Origin of the sequence: Lentimicrobium sp. L6, assembly GCF_013166655.1 — a bacterium.
Lineage (GTDB): Bacteria > Bacteroidota > Bacteroidia > Bacteroidales > UBA12170 > UBA12170.
Genome location: NZ_JABKCA010000086.1, coordinates 1 through 19,755, shown reverse-complemented (window position 1 = coordinate 19,755; position 19,755 = coordinate 1). Strand labels below are relative to the sequence as shown.

General features: G+C 35.7%; 8 protein-coding genes. 3 read left to right on the top strand and 5 right to left on the bottom strand.

Going from position 1 to position 19,755, the window contains the following annotated elements; translation table 11 throughout:
* Nucleotides 1-384 precede the first annotated feature (384 nt).
* Nucleotides 385-1,137, top strand: coding sequence for a cyanophycinase (locus tag HNS38_RS17485; RefSeq protein ID WP_371742951.1), 753 nt, complete (start codon nucleotides 385-387; stop codon nucleotides 1,135-1,137).
* 43 nt (nucleotides 1,138-1,180) lie between these two features.
* Here HNS38_RS17485 and HNS38_RS17480 read toward each other — a convergent pair whose 3' ends face one another.
* Together HNS38_RS17480 and HNS38_RS17475 are read right to left on the bottom strand one after the other, a co-directional pair.
* The gene (locus HNS38_RS17480) at nucleotides 1,181-4,555 is read right to left on the bottom strand and encodes a LamG-like jellyroll fold domain-containing protein (RefSeq protein WP_172346817.1); all 3,375 of its coding nucleotides are present in this window, start codon (nucleotides 4,553-4,555) and stop codon (nucleotides 1,181-1,183) included.
* Nucleotides 4,556-4,588: 33 nt separating this feature from the next.
* Nucleotides 4,589-10,669: a LamG-like jellyroll fold domain-containing protein gene (locus HNS38_RS17475; protein WP_172346816.1), complete on the bottom strand. Its 6,081-nt coding sequence runs from the start codon at nucleotides 10,667-10,669 to the stop codon at nucleotides 4,589-4,591.
* Nucleotides 10,670-11,019: 350 nt separating this feature from the next.
* Between HNS38_RS17475 and HNS38_RS17470 the strand changes: the two genes are divergently transcribed.
* Both HNS38_RS17470 and HNS38_RS17465 read left to right on the top strand, forming a co-directional pair.
* Nucleotides 11,020-12,789: a tetratricopeptide repeat protein gene (locus HNS38_RS17470; RefSeq protein WP_172280202.1), complete on the top strand. Its 1,770-nt coding sequence runs from the start codon at nucleotides 11,020-11,022 to the stop codon at nucleotides 12,787-12,789.
* Between the two features lie 63 nt (nucleotides 12,790-12,852).
* On the top strand, nucleotides 12,853-13,446 hold the full coding sequence (locus tag HNS38_RS17465) for a hypothetical protein (protein WP_172280205.1): 594 nt from the start codon (nucleotides 12,853-12,855) through the stop codon (nucleotides 13,444-13,446).
* 18 nt (nucleotides 13,447-13,464) lie between these two features.
* Here the strand turns inward: HNS38_RS17465 and HNS38_RS17460 are convergent, their stop codons facing one another.
* The 3 genes from HNS38_RS17460 to HNS38_RS17450 form a co-directional block, all read right to left on the bottom strand.
* The gene (locus HNS38_RS17460) at nucleotides 13,465-16,713 is read right to left on the bottom strand and encodes an FtsX-like permease family protein (RefSeq protein WP_172280207.1); all 3,249 of its coding nucleotides are present in this window, start codon (nucleotides 16,711-16,713) and stop codon (nucleotides 13,465-13,467) included.
* 454 nt (nucleotides 16,714-17,167) lie between these two features.
* Nucleotides 17,168-17,866: an ABC transporter ATP-binding protein gene (locus HNS38_RS17455; RefSeq protein ID WP_172280209.1), complete on the bottom strand. Its 699-nt coding sequence runs from the start codon at nucleotides 17,864-17,866 to the stop codon at nucleotides 17,168-17,170.
* A complete protein-coding gene (locus HNS38_RS17450; RefSeq protein WP_172280211.1) occupies nucleotides 17,866-19,152 on the bottom strand; it encodes a glycosyltransferase family 4 protein in 1,287 nt (428 codons plus the stop codon). The genes HNS38_RS17455 and HNS38_RS17450 overlap by 1 nt, the downstream gene beginning before the upstream one ends.
* Between the last annotated feature and the right edge of the window lie 603 nt (nucleotides 19,153-19,755).

The window sequence follows — 19,755 nt, the reverse complement described above, 5'->3', positions numbered from 1 at the left end:
TATTAACATTAAGGAATGTATTTAAATCACACCAAATCCGCGTTAGCTTTGTTAAGAATAATTAGAAAAATAAAAGTACGCGTTTGCCCTGACTCAAGGTACGTTTTATATGCCTATTTGGAGGGATATGCATATATTACATGCAAATAATATTAAAACTAAAACAAAGAATCTAATTAAAGACCTGAGCTTATTTTAAATTATGCATCTTCTTAACACTAGCTAAGAATCATGGTTACCTAAGAGTATTATATAAACTTCAGCAAACATTAACAAAAAACGACAAGAATAATTGCATTTATAGTTTTAGTCCTGGTCTTTTCAAATCTACAAAGTCAAAATTCACATGAAAATATTGGTCCTAAAAATGGAACCCTAGTAATTGTGGGAGGCGCTATGAGAAGCGATTCCATAATTAATCGCTTTATTGAGTTAGCTGGCGGTATAGATGCGCATATTGTTTTTATTCCAACAGCAAGTGGGATGAAAAGTTATGATGAAAACTATGGATTTGCGGGAACTCTAAGAAACAGAGGCGCTAACAATATTACAGTTCTTCATACAAACGACAAAGCAATTGCAAATTCTGATTCCTTTGTTGAGCCACTACGTAAAGCAAAAGCGGTTTGGTTTGGAGGCGGCAGGCAATGGAGACTCGTTGATTCTTATAAAAACACCTTGACTGAAAAACTAATAGTTGAGGTATTAGAAAGAGGTGGAGTTGTTGGTGGGTCTTCAGCTGGAGCAACAATACAAGGGAGCTATTTAGTTAGAGGAGATACAAAAAACAATCAGATTATGATGGGAGACCATCAGGAAGGGTTTGGCTTATTGAAGGATGTAGCCATTGATCAACATGTTTTGGCACGAAATCGACAATTTGATATGTTTGAAATTTTAAAGAAACATCCTGAACTATTGGGAATTGGCATTGATGAAAATACAGCTATTATTGTTCAAGGAAATACTTTTGAAGTAATAGGTGAAAATTACGTTCTCGTTTATGATGGTGGGTTTTGGTCTCGGGAAGGTAGTGGCTTAAAAAATCTACCTGAAAAATCTAAGCTCTTTTATTTTTTGCGTAATGGGGATAAATATGACCTTTCTGAAAGAAAGATCAAACTAAATAACAAATAGCATGTATTATACCCCTATTGGCCAGAATTAATGTCGAATTGAATTAATGCGACAGAACCAAAACTTTTTTACTTATTAGAGTATTTTCAGTGTGGAGAACAACCACGACATAAGTTGAATTACACGAAAGATTTAAATTGATTAATCTACTATTGGAAGATTCACCTGAATAAATTAATTGACCTAAGAGATTGAATACTTCAACTTTATTTAATTTCCCCAAACCTTCTGCAATTTCCAGGTTCAATTGCCCATTACTATACCAAACTCGGGCAAGTTCTCCATTAAAAAGCGCTGGTGTTTCATGATAAAAATGAATATTGAATCGGTGGGGATCATCACTTTTGTTGGCAGAAAAGCTGTATTCTATGCCTTTGGAAAGAGGTAGCCAATAATCAGCTATTCTGTCTTCGAGCCAAATATTTGTATCTGCAAAACTCTCCAGAAAATTAAAACTTAATGAAAAGGATGCTGATGATGGTGCTTCAAAATAAAGAGGAACTGTAAATGGGCCAGAGAGCGGTTCAAAAGACTGAATGGATAATTTTTTGTTTTCATGCATTGTATACAATTGCGGCTGATCTGCTTCTCCCGATAATCTTATTGCATCAATCCCTCGGTCCCAATTATTGGTAGACAACTCATTGAAACTTATCCATGTTTTGTCTTTTTTATTTCCACTGCAAATTGATATTTGTAGATAGCTGCTTTCCTGAATCGTTTCTTGATGTTTGGAGTTTTTATAAAACGCCTGACTATTGTGTACTCTAGCATCCTGAGGAATTGTTATTGAAGCGTTGGAGGAATTTGCCTGAACAAAAAAACCTTGTCCTGCGGGAATTATCCCATCGGTAAGACTTCCTTCACCTATGGAATTTCTACTGATATAGTTTCCATGATCCCATATGTATGCGATTCCTGTGGTTTGGTCTTTTATCCAACTTCCAATGTCCCAGTCCAGTGAGCTCGGGTAAAGATTTCCAATAAAGTTAAACCCCCTGTCAGGTCCTGAATAATCTAGAGTTAAATTCACATCTCCAGAATTAAGTTTACCAGTATAATCAATTGTTTCATCTGATTTTTCATTTGCAAACCAAGTGGCATATCCCTGCCCAATACTTAATGATGTGTATAGGTCTGAAATATAAACCCAGTCATCTAAAACTTCATCCCAACGCTTGAGCCAAGAAGTGGTAGAAGCTGGGAAATAAAAGTCATTCACAGTGGCAGAAGATACGGGAGGAGAAACCAAATGCCATTGTCCAGCACTAATATAGGTTTCAACATGTGCAGAGATATTGCAAGTATTTGATATTAATGAAGCTGTATTATTTGCATCTGAATTTAGTATTAGACCAGCTATACCTGCATTATTGATAAGGCTATCGCTTACTGTAAGTTGTGCTGTGGGATTACAATTTAAAGCACCTGAGGACATGATACTTACCGATGCCACTTCTTTCTGAGAATCAAGAGTAAGCATATTTTCTATCTGGACTTTTAGCCATGCTGAGTCAGGGTAGTTTTGACCGGTCAGCCAGGTATCATTGTCATTCCAATTGCCATCCTGAGCACTGATAAAAGGAAGCGGAGCCGTTGAACTTTCCCAATTAGAGTTTGACATGTTATTGAGTTGGCCATCATTTCCTCCAACAAGATCGGGGAGGCTATCTCCCTGGGATTCGTTAAATTGCCAATATCCGATTAAGCCCTGTTCTAGACCACTAAGCGTGCTACACATATTTGCGCGAATTTCTTGCTGACTTCTAACTTTATTCCAAATACGTAATTCATCCACTTGCCCAAGAAATGGGGATTCCGATTCGTTGGAAGCTAATATTAAATGGTTGGTATTCGAGCTTATATCGCCCTGAAAAGATTCTGTTCTAACATTATATCCATTAACAAATGCTTTTAACTCGCCTGAAGCTGCATAAGTAAATGCAATATGATACCATTGATTATAATTCATATCATATTGAAACTCCCACCATCCGGTATTTAAGGCCGGAAGCTTAAGCTGTATTCCTTTGCCAGAGATGGATTCGAATTCATCGTCCCATTCAAAGAAATAATTGTCGCCTTTGCAAAGAATTCTTCGGTTTTCATTGAGTTCATCGGCCTTTATCCAAGCTTCAATAGTTAAATTATTTTCTATATCCAGAATGGAACTATTCCCAAAATCTGAGTGGTCGTCAATGCCATCAAAAAACAAAGTATTCCCTACATAATCGTCGGGTAAATAGCGACGGCAAAGAGCAAACTGACCATCATTTGAAATATGCTGAAACTCTACTTTTTTATTCGCTACATCTACACTATTGGCATATTTGCTATAATCCCAATAGCTATATGAATTTTCTTCTCGTTTATAAAGTTTTATTTGTTTAGGTATTTGGGCATCTTCTTCTGTTAAGATATCTTCTACAGTATAGCTTAGGTCTGCATCAAAATCACCACTACCATATCTCTCCATTATCCAGTATTGATTATCGAAAAGATTTGGATTCTGATTTGGCGCTCCATTAATTCGGCTAACAACTACTGATGCCGAAGAATGGGAAGTATAATTTGCTGAGATACCTGTACCAGTGAAGTCCACAATCCCTTCGGTTTCTGTTTTGCTAATACTTAGCCCATTTCCAACGGGCGCGCTTGAATTGATCCAGGCATCTGTAGTATTCATATTGGTAAGCGTTCCATCGTTTCCTCCAAATAGATCATTAGCCAATATACCTGTTCCTTCATTAAATGGCAGGTATGTTGTAATATTGGCATCTCCCACAGAAGAAGTAAGGTGTTTGTTTTCTCTTATCTGAGATAAGGTTTGTGCTGTACTCCATACTCGAAATTCGTCTATTTCTCCTTTGAATAATTCGCCTATTTTCACCTTGGAGGAAGAACTTGTGATTGCAGATGCGGATTTTGAGGAGCCTGCTATGCCATTCACATAAATGATAGTGTTTTCGCTTCCTGTAGTTTGGTCTATTACCCCAACTAAGTGGATCCATTCTCCAATAACCAAGTCTGTGTCTAATTGCAAGGATGAGAAAATAGAGTTGTTATTAATTCCGAATTCAAATACATAAAAAACAGGAGTAGCAAATATTTTCAATTGCCACTCTTCTCCCTTTTGTGCAATGGTATGATAACCTTCGCCCATACTATCGGGCTTCATCCAAATTTCAATAGAAAAGGATGCGTCAAAACCAAAATTAGTATTATTAGCTAATTCTACATAGTCATCCACACCATCAAATAGAAGTGCATAAGCTCTTTCTGTTTTTGAGCCTTTATCATATTCGTTGTTTTCATTAATAGTTAAAATTGAGTCTGCAAAATGAATGATCTGTGAGATCCCAATTTTTGCTATAAATATCAGGCTTATTAATATTAGATATGATGTGTTTATTTTCATTTTTGCAAAGATTTTGTCTGTCAAAGTTTAAATCTAATGAGCTACAAGCATTTTTTTTGTTTTTGTGTGGTTGGGGGTTTTTAGTGTATAAAAGTATATTCCTGGTTTTAGGACAGAAGTATTTATATCTATTTGATATTCACCTGGTCTTAGGTCTTGTTGGAGTATGTTACCAACAACAGTTCCATTGATGTCGTAAATATCGAGAATAACTGGAGTGTTATTAGGTAGATAGAATTTAATGCAGGTATTGTGAGTACAAGGATTTGGAAAATTCTGTTCCAAAACAAAATCTGCATTTTCTATAATCTCATCTTTAATATGGAGTAAATATCCTTCATCTACATTTTCAATTTCGCCATCTTCGTTTATAACAAAAGACCTTAAAACAAGATTCATTTTTGGATTTGCAAACTGGACCCCATTCGTTGGGACATAATCCATATTACTGGCAACCATAATAAACTCGTGGCTTAAAATCAATAGGGTATCACCTCCAGCATAAGCAATGTCTATATCAGAAATTTGTTTGGTGGTATCACATACAAGTTTGTTAGCCTCATAATGATTCCAATTTTTAAAAGACTTAGAAATATCACCTACAAAGAGATCTATCTGACTATATCTGATATCAGCACTTTGCAAACCGGGTTTCCCAAGTTTGATGGCTATGGCAGCATTATTTTGGTTACCAATGGTCATTTTTGCTAAATTGAGCTCATTCTGTCTGTCGCTGTAAATTTTAAAGGGAGGCTCCGAACTCCATTCTGAACTTGTGTTTTCCCATGGAAGTATATAAAGGCCTTCTTCGTAATCCGTATTTATATCATTTGAGAAAGTGGTAAATACAAGCGCACCATTGTCATTCTCGAAACAGATGTCAAATGATTTATAGAAAACACTGGTGTCTAATGCAAAAACAGCCTGAGGTTCAGACCAATGTTCACCATTAAAATAAGAAGTGTATAATTCATTGTCAATATTCCCATCATTAAAAAAGTTTTGCCAAATGGCAACGGCGGTATTTTCTTTTGGGGAGGCAATTCTGATATTGGTTTGTATTCCTGGAGGTTCAGCAAATACTTCTGGACTCGAAATACTCCAATTTGAGTTTGCCTTTTCAATTATAGAATAATATAGGTCAGATTTATTCGATTCCAGATTACCTACATGCCATGTTATTAGTGCTTTGTTTTCTGATATTTTTGTGATGTGAGGATTGGCTTCAGCACGTCCTGAGTATAGGCTGGATCTATCATCATCAAGGTTGGAAATAAATACGATTGAGTCAACATCTTCAGCATAAACCGCTACATATATGTCTTGAGATTGTGCAATGTTTTCTAAAATATTTTCCGGGTCTGTTCCTTGAATTGAATAAGGAGTATGACGTGATTGCATCCAAGTATAAATAACTTCTTTACTGCTGACTTGTGCAGTTGATGGGTTATGAATCAGATTCTTATTGACAGCAATCGTTTTTACACTATCAAATTTTGCATTAGCTATTGAAAACTTCCTCATTTGAAGTTTGCGCTCCCCATAATGACTCCCCTCTTCTATCCAGCTAAATAACAGCGAGTTGCTGTTTCTGTCTATTTCTTGATTGGGTTGTGGTAAAGGAATTTTATGATACCAACCTACAGGGTTGATTTGAGACATGGTTATATCAAAATCTGAATCTACCACATTTATATTGGTCTTATTATCATAAGGAGGGAAAGTGGATCTCATATCATCACCAATTTTCCATCTAAATAGTGGTTTGGGGCCGTATAAATCTACCTCGTACCAATCCCATAGGGCTGTTGCATATACTCTCCAATACATTTGTACTACTGCCCCAGCAAGGAAGTGTTTAGCGTTTTCAGGAATATCTGTATATGAATAACCCATGCCAATATATGCTCCGAGTGATAAGCCTACATAAAAATCAATTAAGCCAGATGCAATGGTTGCTCCTATTGACAATTCTCCGCTTATTCCCATATCACCAAAGTGGTATGATGCACTATTATTATGTTCTTCTTCATGGTTTGGATTGGCATCAACTTTTAATTCTCCTTGAGAACCCCATCCACCATTTACAGTATCGGTAATATAATTTAATCGTGATGCATATCCCAATGCAGGAGAAATCGTGAAGTTGGCTGTGGGACCAACAATTTCACTTGCTTTATAGCCTTCGGCCAATTTTGAAAATTCTTTAAATGGATTTTCTACAATCCGCTTAATGCTTAGCGTAAGGTCAACAGAATTAGCAAAATCTTGTTTTGCTATTAAATCATTGTCTTCATCAAGAAAATAAAAATCTTGTTCGGTAGATTGAAAATCTAGTTTCACTAGTCCGGGATTTCCAAGATGAAAATTAAACAATTCCCTATGGAATTCAGGAGGACCGTCTAACATTAATTTGTTCTGAGATTTTGTAAATTTTAAGTTTGCTTTTATGGAAGGTGTGGGGCTTTCGAAATCAGTACCTCCTAATAAGGGTACCATTTGTGGAATGGTAAAGTTATTTTCCACTACTTTATTGTTTTTACTCAAATAGGTAGAGATAGAAAAGCTAACTGTATCTCCGATTTCTTGAATGTCCTCAAAATCGGAATTATCCATAAAATCGAACCATTTTGGTCTGGTCCTGTGAATGGTTATTGAAAAAGGACCCTGTATAATCACAGGTTCTGTATCATCACCAAGATAGTATTCAACTTTCATAAACGAATGTGGAGGTTTTAAGCTGGCCATATCAAAGCTTAGATGCCAGATGGTATCATTTATTTTCACCGCATCTGCTTGCCCTAATTCATGCTTGTTATTGGTATAGAACACCCCTCTTATTTTGCTTATATCGTTTAAGTGGCTTTGTGTTTTTATGGTAAAAGTATTAGTCTGAGCCATGGTACCTGGAGCTATGGATTCTTCAAAAGGGCCATCAAAATCACCACTTATGGTTGGAGCCACCATTTTATTAATGTTTATTGGTAGAGGAAAGGAATGCATTACGATGTTTCCTAAGCTGGTAACATAACCTGTTTCAACACTCATATAACTGCCCTCAGGTGCATCTCCCATATCGAATGTAAATTCTACTTCATGCTGGCCTGTAAATGTTTGTGTTTGTTGATCGATGATAGTATGGTCGGGAGTAACAAATACGAAACTTATAAAATCACTTTCGTAATACTCATAAGCTGAACCTGTCCAGTCGGTTGCCGCATTAAAACGATTTTCAACTCTCATGCCTTCATTAAAATATCCAATACCCATGCCTGGGGAGTAGGAAAAGTAATGATTAGGAATGGGGTCTTTAATATGAAAACGCCCTAAATGATAAGAGACACCTTCTTCTGGCCCTCCTCTATAAAATATTTTAGTAGTGAAATTATAATTTCCTGGGTTTTTATTTAGCAGGTTTCCTTCCCATTTTATGAACGAAAGTTTGTCTGAAGTATTACTCCAGTCTGGGCTTCCCCCTATTATGTTGCCCTTATTGTTTCCCGAATGGTCTTGAACCTCTGTACCCAATGCATCATTTAGCTTATAATGTGTTTCAGAAGGACTACTCCCGGTTTGAATTATTTTTATTTCAGCGAGTGTCCCCTTGAAATAGTTGGATATGTTTTTCTGTTGCAGAAATTTTGTTGATGCATTCTTTCCTATTATCCAATAGCCTGAATAGGATTCTAAATCTTCACTATTTTTAGAGTCCACCACCGACCCATCCATAAATAATTCAATTTGGGGATACCCATAACTTACTACGATATGATGCCATTGTCCGTCATTATAGGGGTGGTTTGCGTATAATTGTAGTTCTTCGCCTGCATTAAATTCGATAACACCCGTTTTTAGCATGGTAATTTCTCTTTCATTACGACTGCTATTTTCTCCGTCTTGAGTTTCGGAAAATCCAATGATTTTACCTCCAGATTGACTAGATGTTTTAAACCATAAATCAATTTGACCTTGTGGTGGTGCTGTTACCTGATGATTGGTTTCTATATAATTGTCTGTTCCATTAAGAGTTAAAGAATAAGCATATGGAATACTACTTTTAGTAAAACTTAGGGTATCATAATATTCCCCATCCTTTTCCAGTGAAATGAATACTTTATAGATGTCATCGGGGAAGTTGCTGCATAAAATATCAGTATTTAAAACATCTGATTCGCTATCGCTTTGGTAAACTTGGCTCCAATTAAACTTTGGAGTAGCAATAGGTGCCGGAGGATATATGGATAAATCATAGTTGGTCATAAATCCTGAATCAGGACAACCCGGATAGTATTCATTAATATTTAGATGGTCTACTTTATATGTTTGATTAGAAATATCATCAATTAATTTGGCCATACTTTCCTCTGGCAATACGGTTTTTGAAAAAATAATTCCGTCATTTTCATCAATAAATCTAAACATGATGGAATCCACATCAGCATGACTTGAGATGAGGCTTAGCGTATCTTTCATCCTTGCTAAATCTGCTGGCTGTGGAGAAAAATAGGCGCCTTTTTTTAATACTCCTCTATTGTTTTTATAACTCAGGTCGGAAACCAGATTTTGGCGGTTTCGTAAATCATCAAAATTCCAATAGCCTACAATACTATCATTTTGTAGCATGGTTTGATACCTATTGTTGATAATCATTTGCTGACTAATGTCTACATTCCAAATTCTTAATTCATCAATGGCAGTAATGAAATTATTCATGATTCCTCCGCCACCAATTTTTAGAGGGTAGGTTTTTAATTTACTCTGATAATGCGGGTAATTTTGTTCAATAGATTGAACCATATTTTCATCTATATACACATCGAGAGCCAGTCCATCGATATAAAATTGGGGCTGTTTCCCTTTGTTAGCTGTAAATGTAATGGCCACATGGTGCCAATCAGTTTTTTCTAATTTGGAGTATTCAAAATCTCCCTCATAAAGCATATCGAAAAAACCTCTAGCACCTGTATAAATTCTGAGTCCAATTAAATCACTTTCCATTTGGATGATTAGAGATGCAGCAAATGCTGTGTCAACAGAAACAAAATAAAATTCTCCATTCGGATTGGAGTTGATTTCCACAGTATCAAATCTTAACCAGGCTTCTATAGAAAAACTCCCCTGAAGCACATCTAAGCTATAAGGACCCATATACATATCAACATTTCTTTCTCCTGGTCCATTGCTGACCAATGCGTATTTTGCTGTATCTATATTTAATATTTGACCGGAATTTTTATTCTGTATAAATGTGGGAATAGAATCATTGAAATAGCCTTCATAAGCATTGCAAATTAGTTTGGGTTGTTGTGGGTTTATTATAAGTTTATTCCATCTTAACAATCCATTATCGGGCCCGCCATCACAATAAATAGCTGTTTCTAAGTATCTTGTCGACAAGGGAAGCTCATCCATCCTGATATTGTTATACATGGCGGAATCAAGGTAGAAACCTTCTTCAGCATTTACTATCAAAGAGTCTATTACGGTGGTGTCCTTACTGAGAATGTTAAACTTTACACTTGTAGTGCGAGGAGGTAGGTTTTCGACTTTAATGGAATTGCTTATTTCTGGAACAGGCTGCCAATAGTCGCTTGTAAAGGAATAATTATTAGAAGTAAAAGGCCCCCAGCCTTCGCTTGCCTGTATGAATAAGGTGTCGGGATAAACAACATATGGTATGCGATAGGTAGCATTACTGTCACTCTGATAAACAACTTCTACTTGTAGAGTAGGAGAAAGCGGAAACCCCATGGTGTCAGATTCAAATTCCCAATTGGCTGATTCCAAATAATTACCCTCCTCAATATATGGTTGATTTATGATTTGATTTTCATTATCCAGCATTTTAAAAGTAATTTTTGAAGTATTTGTTGGTAGGCTATAAACCATTATGTAATTACTTCGTTCTGTTCCGATGGTATAAGGGCCGTATCCATTCAGGGAGTTGATGGTGATTTTAGGAATTTTATTGGTATCACTATCGTTTAATGCTGTTAGTATTTGAGGATATTTTAAATGAGCTGTTTTATAGATTTCGGACGTCTGGGCAAATCCACTTATGAATTGCAAAAACAGAATAAAAGTGAGGAGAAGATTTATTGAAATTGATTTCATAAGGATATTTATTTGGTACGAATAATTTCTACAGGATTTTTTTGGAATGGCCACCTCAACAATTCAATTTTATAGCGGTCATTTAGATTTAGTAAAATTAAAGCAAACGCAGGATTTAGGTCAAAATATCACTACGGTATGACTACTGTAATCTTTCATTTTAGCTTATTAGGATTCAATATAAATAACAGGCTCATGTATCTAGTAATACCCACTGCGACAGTGTGTTGTAATTATTGAGTTTTGATTCAGAGCAATGTTTTATGTGTTTTGATTGAATTTATTTACTATTGTAAAGTAGAATTTTACTACAGTAATATAGTTTCTATCATTTTTAAAGGAAATATAAAATGCGCATCCTATATAAATTATTGTTAATAGTTTTATTACTATTCATCCACTTTAATTTAGCATCGCAAGAGCAAAATGAAGATGTATTTTTAGATGCTAAAGATTTACCCTTCGAAGAACAGCCCGTATTTTTGCATCGTTCTGCAGAGCGATATTTCAGATCGGATATAAAACTGGCTGATACGCTATGTAAAGAGGCGCTGAGAATTTCCGAAGATATAGGAAATGATACACTGATTGCAATCTCCAATAAATATCTTGCATTTATTAATAGAAATATGGGGATGTATAAACTCGCATTGAATTATGCTCATCATTCTCGTGAAGGGTTTGAAAAACTAAAAGATAGTCTTGAATTGGGATTTACATATAGTTTAATAGGCTCAATAAATAATCAATTGGGGAGTAAAGATAAAGTATTGAATGCTTTTTTAAATGCTGAGAATATTTATTTGAATCTGTATAAGAAAGATAATAGTAACAAACCCTATATCAGCCATTTGGCGGTTTTGTATAATGATATTGGTTTGTTTTTTTTATCACCAATTAATGATTATGAAAAGGCACATTCCTTTTTTAATAAGGGCTTAAAGCTAGCAGAGCAGATTCCAGATAGTATGCAAATTACTTCTTTGATAGCAAATATCGGAATGACTTATCTTAAAGAGAAAGATTATGAAAATGCGCTTGTGTATTGTGAGCAAGGATTGGAACTATCAACTAGTTTAAAGAACCATATCTTTTCTGCAAATATTACTAATAATATGGCACAGATTTATGAAGAACAGGGTAATATTGAAACGGCTAGAGAATACTATTTGAAAACCCTAGATATTTATAAAAAACAAAATTCTGTTTATTTATGTGGCCTTACAAATAAAAGTATTGCAGATTCTTATTTAATTGAAGAAGAATATGAAAAAGCACGTAAATATTATTTGAAGGCCAAACTATACTTTGAATCAAGTGGAGCAAATCGGAAATTAATATCAACATATAATCAATTATCTGATATTTATAGTAAACAGCATAAATTAGATTCAGCCTATTATTATTTAAAACAATATTCTGTTTTGAATGATTCGATAAACAAAAATGAAAATGAAACCCGCTATCAGGAATTGAACATTAAATACGAGACAGAAAAGAAGGAAAAGGAAAATGCAATTTTGAAAAAAGACAATGATAAACAAATTGCCATTCAAAGGTTTTTATTTCTATTGATTACGGCAATCATTATCATTGCTAGTATCATGATGCTTTATTATCGTCAATCGAAGAAGTTGCTCATGCATAAAAAATTAATAGCTGATAAGGAGAATAACGACCTCAAATTAAATTTAGAATTTAGAAATAAAGAACTTACTAATAATGCCTTGAAATTAGTCAACCTTAGCGTTTTTACAAATAAGATATTGGTTAACATAAATGAGGTTTTACCAGATACAAATGACCATGGAAAAAAGAAATTACAGGATTTAACCAAAGAAATAGAAACAAATTTTCAGTTAAGGAATTGGAAAGAGTTTGAAACCCATTTTATTGAAGTACATAATGGATTTTATGAAAGGTTACAAATGAAATACCCCAAATTAACACCTACCGAAGTTAAAACTTGTGCTTTTTTGCGACTAAATATGTCAAGTAAAGACATAGCTGCTTTAACCTATAAAAGTCTTCGAACTATTGAGAGCGTTCGAACAAGCATTCGAAAGAAAATGGCTTTGTCACATGATGTTAATCTAGTGAGCTTTTTGATGAAACTCTGATCATAAAATGTTTAAGCGACCAGCTGTTATCCCGTGTCATTTATTGCTAAATTATCAAAGGAAATGAGTATTGAAGATTACTATAAAACGCTAGGCTTAAAACCTAATGCTGGTCAAGTTATAATTGCTGTTCATTATTTAAAACTGGTGAATAGTAATTACTCAATTATTGAGATGAATGGAAATAAAGAAGATTTTTATAGAATTAATAGGGCTATTGAAGTATTACGAAATGAAGCAATACGTAAATACTATGATATAATCTATAATGAAAAAGAAAATAATACTCTGGATCAAAACAACCTGACAATTAAGAAATATTTGAAAGTAATAAATAAGGCGGTAACTTTAGCCAATAAAAAATCGGACATGCTACTCGCAAATTCAGAATATCGTAGTCTTTCTGGAAAAATTCAAAACACAACTACTTTTTGGTTGAAATATCTAGTTTATGCCATCCCCCAACAAACTTTAAAATATATTTCCCTGCCAATACTCACTTTGGTCTATTTATTTTTTGGATTGACGCTAATTTTCAAACAAATAGAAATTTTCGATAGAGATTACTTAATAATCGGTGTAATGGTAAGTTTGTCCAGTATTGTTTTTTTATACCTCAGTTTTGTATCATATATTTTTAATAAAATCAATAAATAAGAATGGTTCAATAAATCCTCACCCCCTACCAAAAACAACCCGCCAAGCACCAACAACAATCCAAAATAAACCACTAATAAACACTCCCAATAGCAACACAAATAAAAAGTCACTGGGAATATGAAAAGCTGGGGAAATTAAACTGGGCAATATGCCAATTAATGCAGAAACCAGGCCAATAAAAATACCTAAAATGAGGAGGGCAATATTTTCAGTAAGGACTAAATTTAGAATCTGTTTCTTATCATAACCAATGGCCTTTAATAGGTCGAGTTCTTGGCGTCGTTCGAGCATATTGCGTACTAATACTATTCCTAGGCCAATCGTTCCTAAAATCACTCCTAAGCCACCTAGAATCATAAATATGCTCAGGTAGGTATTGGTGACCGAATAGAAATTAGCCAAACGAGTAGGCGCAGCTGTGATGACCATTCCATAGTCTGATAAATCATTATTCAAGACTTGTTTTAAGTCCTCCGCTTGAGCTTCTCCACAGCCTATCATCATATACTTTGAACCTGCTGCCGAAGGGAAATTGTCAATAAAAGCCTCCTCCGAAATCAAAATATTCCCTTGAAAAACACTGGCATTTAATCCGCCCACCAAAACCAATTTTATGGATTTTCCAGCTTCATTAAAATAAGTCAAAGTATCACCTATCTTTTTCATCAATCCCCATTGTATCACCGTTTGGTCGGCAATGGCAGGAATGATTCTAGCTTCTTTTTCACCTTGCAAAGAAAGCCAAGGATGTGAACTTTCTTCCAGTTGAGTAGCAAAAGAAAAGGCAGCCAAACTATCAAATAATACTGCATCTACACCTAAAATTTGTGGCTGCTGTACTTGATTTAAATTTAAACAACTGGCATCGTCACCATTTCTGCTGTGGAATTGAACAAAACTCGTTTGCTCAAAAAGCTCTTCTTCAAATAATCCTAAAGCTTCCCGGCCTTCTGCAGTATTTAGATTCTGCAAAATGGGAACTGTGGTCTCTGCCCAAAACTGAAATCCTCCGGTCCCAGAACTTCTTTGATTCTCACTGCCATCAAAAGTCTTTCTGTTGGCTCCAGTCACCATAATGGTAAATGTTCCGATGGCCAAAAGCGCAATGACGGCAATGCTCCTATTCTTGTTTCTTCGGGCATTAATAAAAGCCAATTTCCATTTATTGAATCCTCCAGAATTATTTGCTCCCAATTTAGGAAGTAGAAAAGAGACTAAAGCTGTCAGACCAGTAAGCAATAAAAATCCGGCCATCAACATTAAAGAAGCATTTTGTGCAATAGATTGGAAAATGGTATAAGCCAAAATTCCAACAGTTGAGATGATTCCAATTAAAGCCAGCCACAAATCTAATTTCCCAGATTTTACAGAAACGATTTCATCTTGTCCTTGGATGATAGAAATCGCTTGCTTCTTCAACATCTTTCTAATGACGAAATAAATAGAAAACAATGATATGATGATGGAAACTACTATTCCAATCATTAAGGTTTGGGGTAAAATAAAAACGGCTAGCATATCGGCATGTACCGCCTGATTCCAAACGCCATTTAATCCAGCTATCATCCATTGATTATAAAGAATCCCCACAAAACCACCTAAAATGGAACCTAGGATGATGGTAGCTAGAGATTCTTTTATTCTCAGCTTTAAAATCTGCTTTCGAGAATATCCCATGGCAAAAAGCAAACCTACTTCATGGCTTCGACTTTCCATATTTAGTCTATACATGAGCACCATCAGGAGGATGGCTGCCGCAATCACAAAAAAGCTCAGACTTAAGAATAGCTCTCCAAAATCCACTCCACTACTGGCGGCTCGTTTGCCTTCTGCTCTTACATTTTGAAAGCGGAATCCTAAATCTAAGGGACTCAAAGCTCCCATGATAGAATCCTCTAGTTTTTCTTTATTAGTTTCTTGGCTTGAAAATCGAATGGCCGTATAATTCCCATAAAGATTATTCCAAAGTTTTAATCCCATATTTAAGGAAATGATGGCTTTTGGAGTTCCTTGAAAATCATCCCAATAATCCTCGTCTTTATCTTTGATTTTTTTCAAATCGATGGGGATTCCTGCATCCCATTCACTACAATTTCCTGCGGAGGAAAGGCCCGGAAAATCGGGCATTAAATCTCTAGTGAAAGGAGCAGTCTCTAGAGGAAGAATATCCTTAATAATAAAATAGCTTTGCTGTTCATCTAGAGTTCTCAAAGGACCAATAATATAATACTTCAGCAAAAGGCTATCACCAATTTTTACATCTAAATCTTCTGCCAACCATTTATTAATAATGATTTCATTATCTGATATTGACACGCCTATAAAATCATCAGAAGCAGCAGTGACAAAGGAGTAGGGACAAGATTTCTGGTCAGAACTCAAACTATTTACGAAATAAGTGAGGATGTCTTGCTTTTGCAGTGCCAGTTTGTTCACTTTCTCAGCTATGGAATGATCAATAAATACTCTATCCGATAGCAACTCAAATTGCTTTTCCTGCTCTAAATATCGGAGCTGAAGGGCAGCATCTTTTAAGGTCCAGTTTTTCTGAAAAGCCTCCTCTAGTTTTTGAATATTTTCGTTTTCTTGAGCTAGAATAAGATTCGATAGCCCTGCTAAGTCCATTTCTTCTGCTAAAAAATCTAGGTTTAAAAATACGTTATAGGTATTGGCTTGTTGGTTTCTTAAACTGAAATTTGCTAATTGTTCTGAGGAGGCTATTCCAGCAACTTTTAGTCTTAAGGCTATAGATGGGTCTTCGTCACTGTTAAATGGAGCATTGAGAGGAATAATATCAGCATTTTGAATGCGTAGTAAAATGGTTTCCCCAGTTTGTAAATGAAGTTCACGAGCCACCTCCTCCGAGAGAATTACCTCGTTCTTCTTGATGTCAAATCCTTTATCATCAGAGAATTTCCAGAATTTATCATCCACACCTAAAACCTGAGTTCTGTTGATTCGTCTATCCGCATCGGGATTTATGGCAATTCCCTGAACCAATAATACAGAAGCTAGATTAGATTTGGTTTCTTTTGAAATCTCCTCAGCTAATTCAGAACGAACAAATCTATCTTGAGTAGAAAGCGCAAAAGTAGTTTTCCCCAATCGTTGGTCCACATTATTCTGTAAGCTCAGCTTTACACTATCTCCAACAATTAAAGCTCCAGTGAGCACTGCCGCACTTATTAATGTAGCCAAGAGTACCGCCAAATGTTGCTTTTGGAAGAAGCGTAGGCTTTTGGATATGTATGTGTTTTTGTTCATGGGACTTAAGGTTTTATTGGGCTTGGAAGTTCTTTGAGACAGATGACAGATGTTGGATGCTCGATGACGGATGACCGATGAAGAGTAACCACATACTTTGGGCTATTGTTAATCGTGTAGAGTTAGTTATTAACTTATTAGCTAGCGCGGATTTGCAATCCGTGCAATTTAACATATTTACAATGTGCAAATTACTCATATGTTTTTAACTCTGGTGTTTCTAATACAATATTTTAAAGAATCTACAATAGCAAATTTGTGGTTCTTTCTAGTAAATATATCTATCCATCCAACCGTGGTCATGGTGATAAAATATGCTTTATCTAGCTCGTACGTTTTATATTTGTCTGACATGAATTAAAAATAAAGTTCTTATGTTATACGCACAGATTGCAAATCCGCGCTAGCAGTAACTAATAATAATCACAAAGTTTCACAGAGAAACTGCACTAATCTAGCTCGAACGGAATTGCAATCCGTTCAACACTCCACCCTTCAATTCATAAACCTCACCAAACTTTTCCGCAATTGCAATAGAATGTGTTACCAGAACTAAAGCGACATTCTGCTCCTTAGTCAGTCTCAACAACAAATCCCCAACAATCTCTGCCGATTCTGAATCCAAAGAACCTGTGGGTTCATCGGCTAATATCAAATCTGGCTGATTGATGAGCGCTCTTATTACTGCTACTCTTTGGCATTCTCCACCGGAGAGATTTGAAGGAAACTGTGCTACTTTATCTGATAATCCGACCTCCTCCAGCCATTTTCTGGCTCTATCTTCTGCTTCCTGTCTGCTCTTTTTATCGCCATAAGCTATACTTGGAAGTAGGATATTCTCCAAGACATTCAATTGTGGCAGAAGATGATGGGACTGAAACACAAATCCTATTTTCTGATTTCTAAACAATGCCAATTGCTGGTCTTTAAAATCTTTTAGCTCTTTTCCATCATAAGAAATGCTTCCAGATGTGGTTTGGTCTAATGTCCCTAGGAGATTTAACAAGGTGCTTTTCCCAGAACCCGAAGGGCCAATAATAGCGATGGCTTCACCTTGTTTTATATTTATTGTAATCCCTTTTAATACTTCTTGCTCAAGTTTAGCATCCTTGTTAAAATAGGATTTGCATACATTTGATAATTCTATATTCATTATACAAGACTTTCGTAGATTTTCAATACCTGTTCACTCACTGGGTCGATGGCATACTTTTCTCGTACTGCTTGACTACCCATTTCACTCATTCTCTCAATTCCTTCTGGATTAGACAATACTTCTTTCCACTTGGCTACCAGAGCCTCAACAGTGTTTGGTGAATAAACGACTCCTCCTCCGGTTTGTTTGATAATCTCAGGGAAAGCGCCCAAAGCGGGCTGAACCAATGGAATACCTGCAGCCATAGATTCCAACTGATAGGTTCCAAAGGCTTCTCCTTTTAAAACAGGCACAGTAAGAAGCGTCAACTGATTAAAGAATTTGAAACGACTTTCTGCTTGATAGTCTTCAATAATCATCACATCCTCAAAAATGCCAGCCTTTTTCAATTTCTTCATTTGCTTGCCCACATATTTCTTGTCATCTGCGGTATATCCTCCCGACAGTTTCAATAATACATGCTTGAATTGCTCATCTTTTTTAAGCTCGATATAGGCATCAATTAATAGTCCAAAACCATGCTCTTCGTACATTCTAGAGATATACCCAATGGTTTGCGGTTCTTTTAATGGTTTGGCATATTTATATAAATCAGCCTCTACTCCAATGGGTACAATATGCATCTTGGAATCCGGAATTCTCATCTTCTGCTTCATCTCTTGAGCATAATAATCACTCACTGCAATAAAGGCATCCACATCCTCTCCTTTTTCGCTCATCAGATCCCAAACTATCTTTTTATAATGGTCGTTCATGGCATCTACCCAAACATCCTCATCTTGTAAAGAACAAACCACAGGTACGTTCAATTGTTCTCTGATTTGTTTGGCCAAACCCAGTAATAAAGCATTAGAAAGATGCACCACATCAGGTTTTTCATGAACCTTCAGAAAGTCTATCAGTTCCTGTAAATCTTCCCCTTGATTTCCATCTTTACCCTGAAGCATGGAGATGGTCATGGGCTCTAAACCTTCAGTACGAGTGGAACCCGCTTTTTTGGCCGCATAACGAAGCATAGATGAGGAGTTGAAAAGCTTTTCCATCCAATTAGGCATCTTTCTAAAGATTTTGAAATTCTGCTTGAGGTAGATGTTCACGGCGCCATAAAATATGGGAGCTGTATTTTCTTCTACACCATGTTCCATAGTTAATGGCAGATATATCGGCAGCATCATAGCATCATGGCCCAGCTTTATCAATGATTTGGTATATCCGCTATCGCGCAGACAATTACCACAATAAAAGGTACCACCAAAACCGGGAACTATATTTACAATCTTCATTTGGGATGTTTTTGTTTCTTGAGATTGTAAAGATAGGAAAGTTAATTATTTCTTGAGCTGACTTGTTTTAATCTTTATGGCCACAAAGACTCGAAGACACAAAGAAATACACCAATTAACTTCACAAATAAGCTTTTTCATTTAGTATGAAACAAAATTTCATCAATAACAAAAGAACTAGCCACTAATACTCGAATGAAACTAAGCATAATATAGCTTCTATCTCCACGAATATTCCATCACACACAAGCGCCTTAGAATCTCATCGTAAATATTTTACACCTCTCTAACATAATATTAAACCACCACAGAGACACTGGGACACAAAGGAAACACAAAGACCTCTTCACAAACATTTCCCTACATGAATATTTGCATTAATATTTCTTTGCGGCTTTGCGGCTTTGCGGCTTTGCGTGAGCAATATAATCTTCCACCATTGTGAATAACCACCACAGAGGCACTGAGACCCAAAGAAACACAGAGAAATTAAGACTACATGATTTCGCTAAATACTATATTATACGAATATCTCTTTGCGCCTTTGCGCATTAGCGTTAACTTAAGCTGTCTATTTTTTTAAGTTACAGATATACATATGAT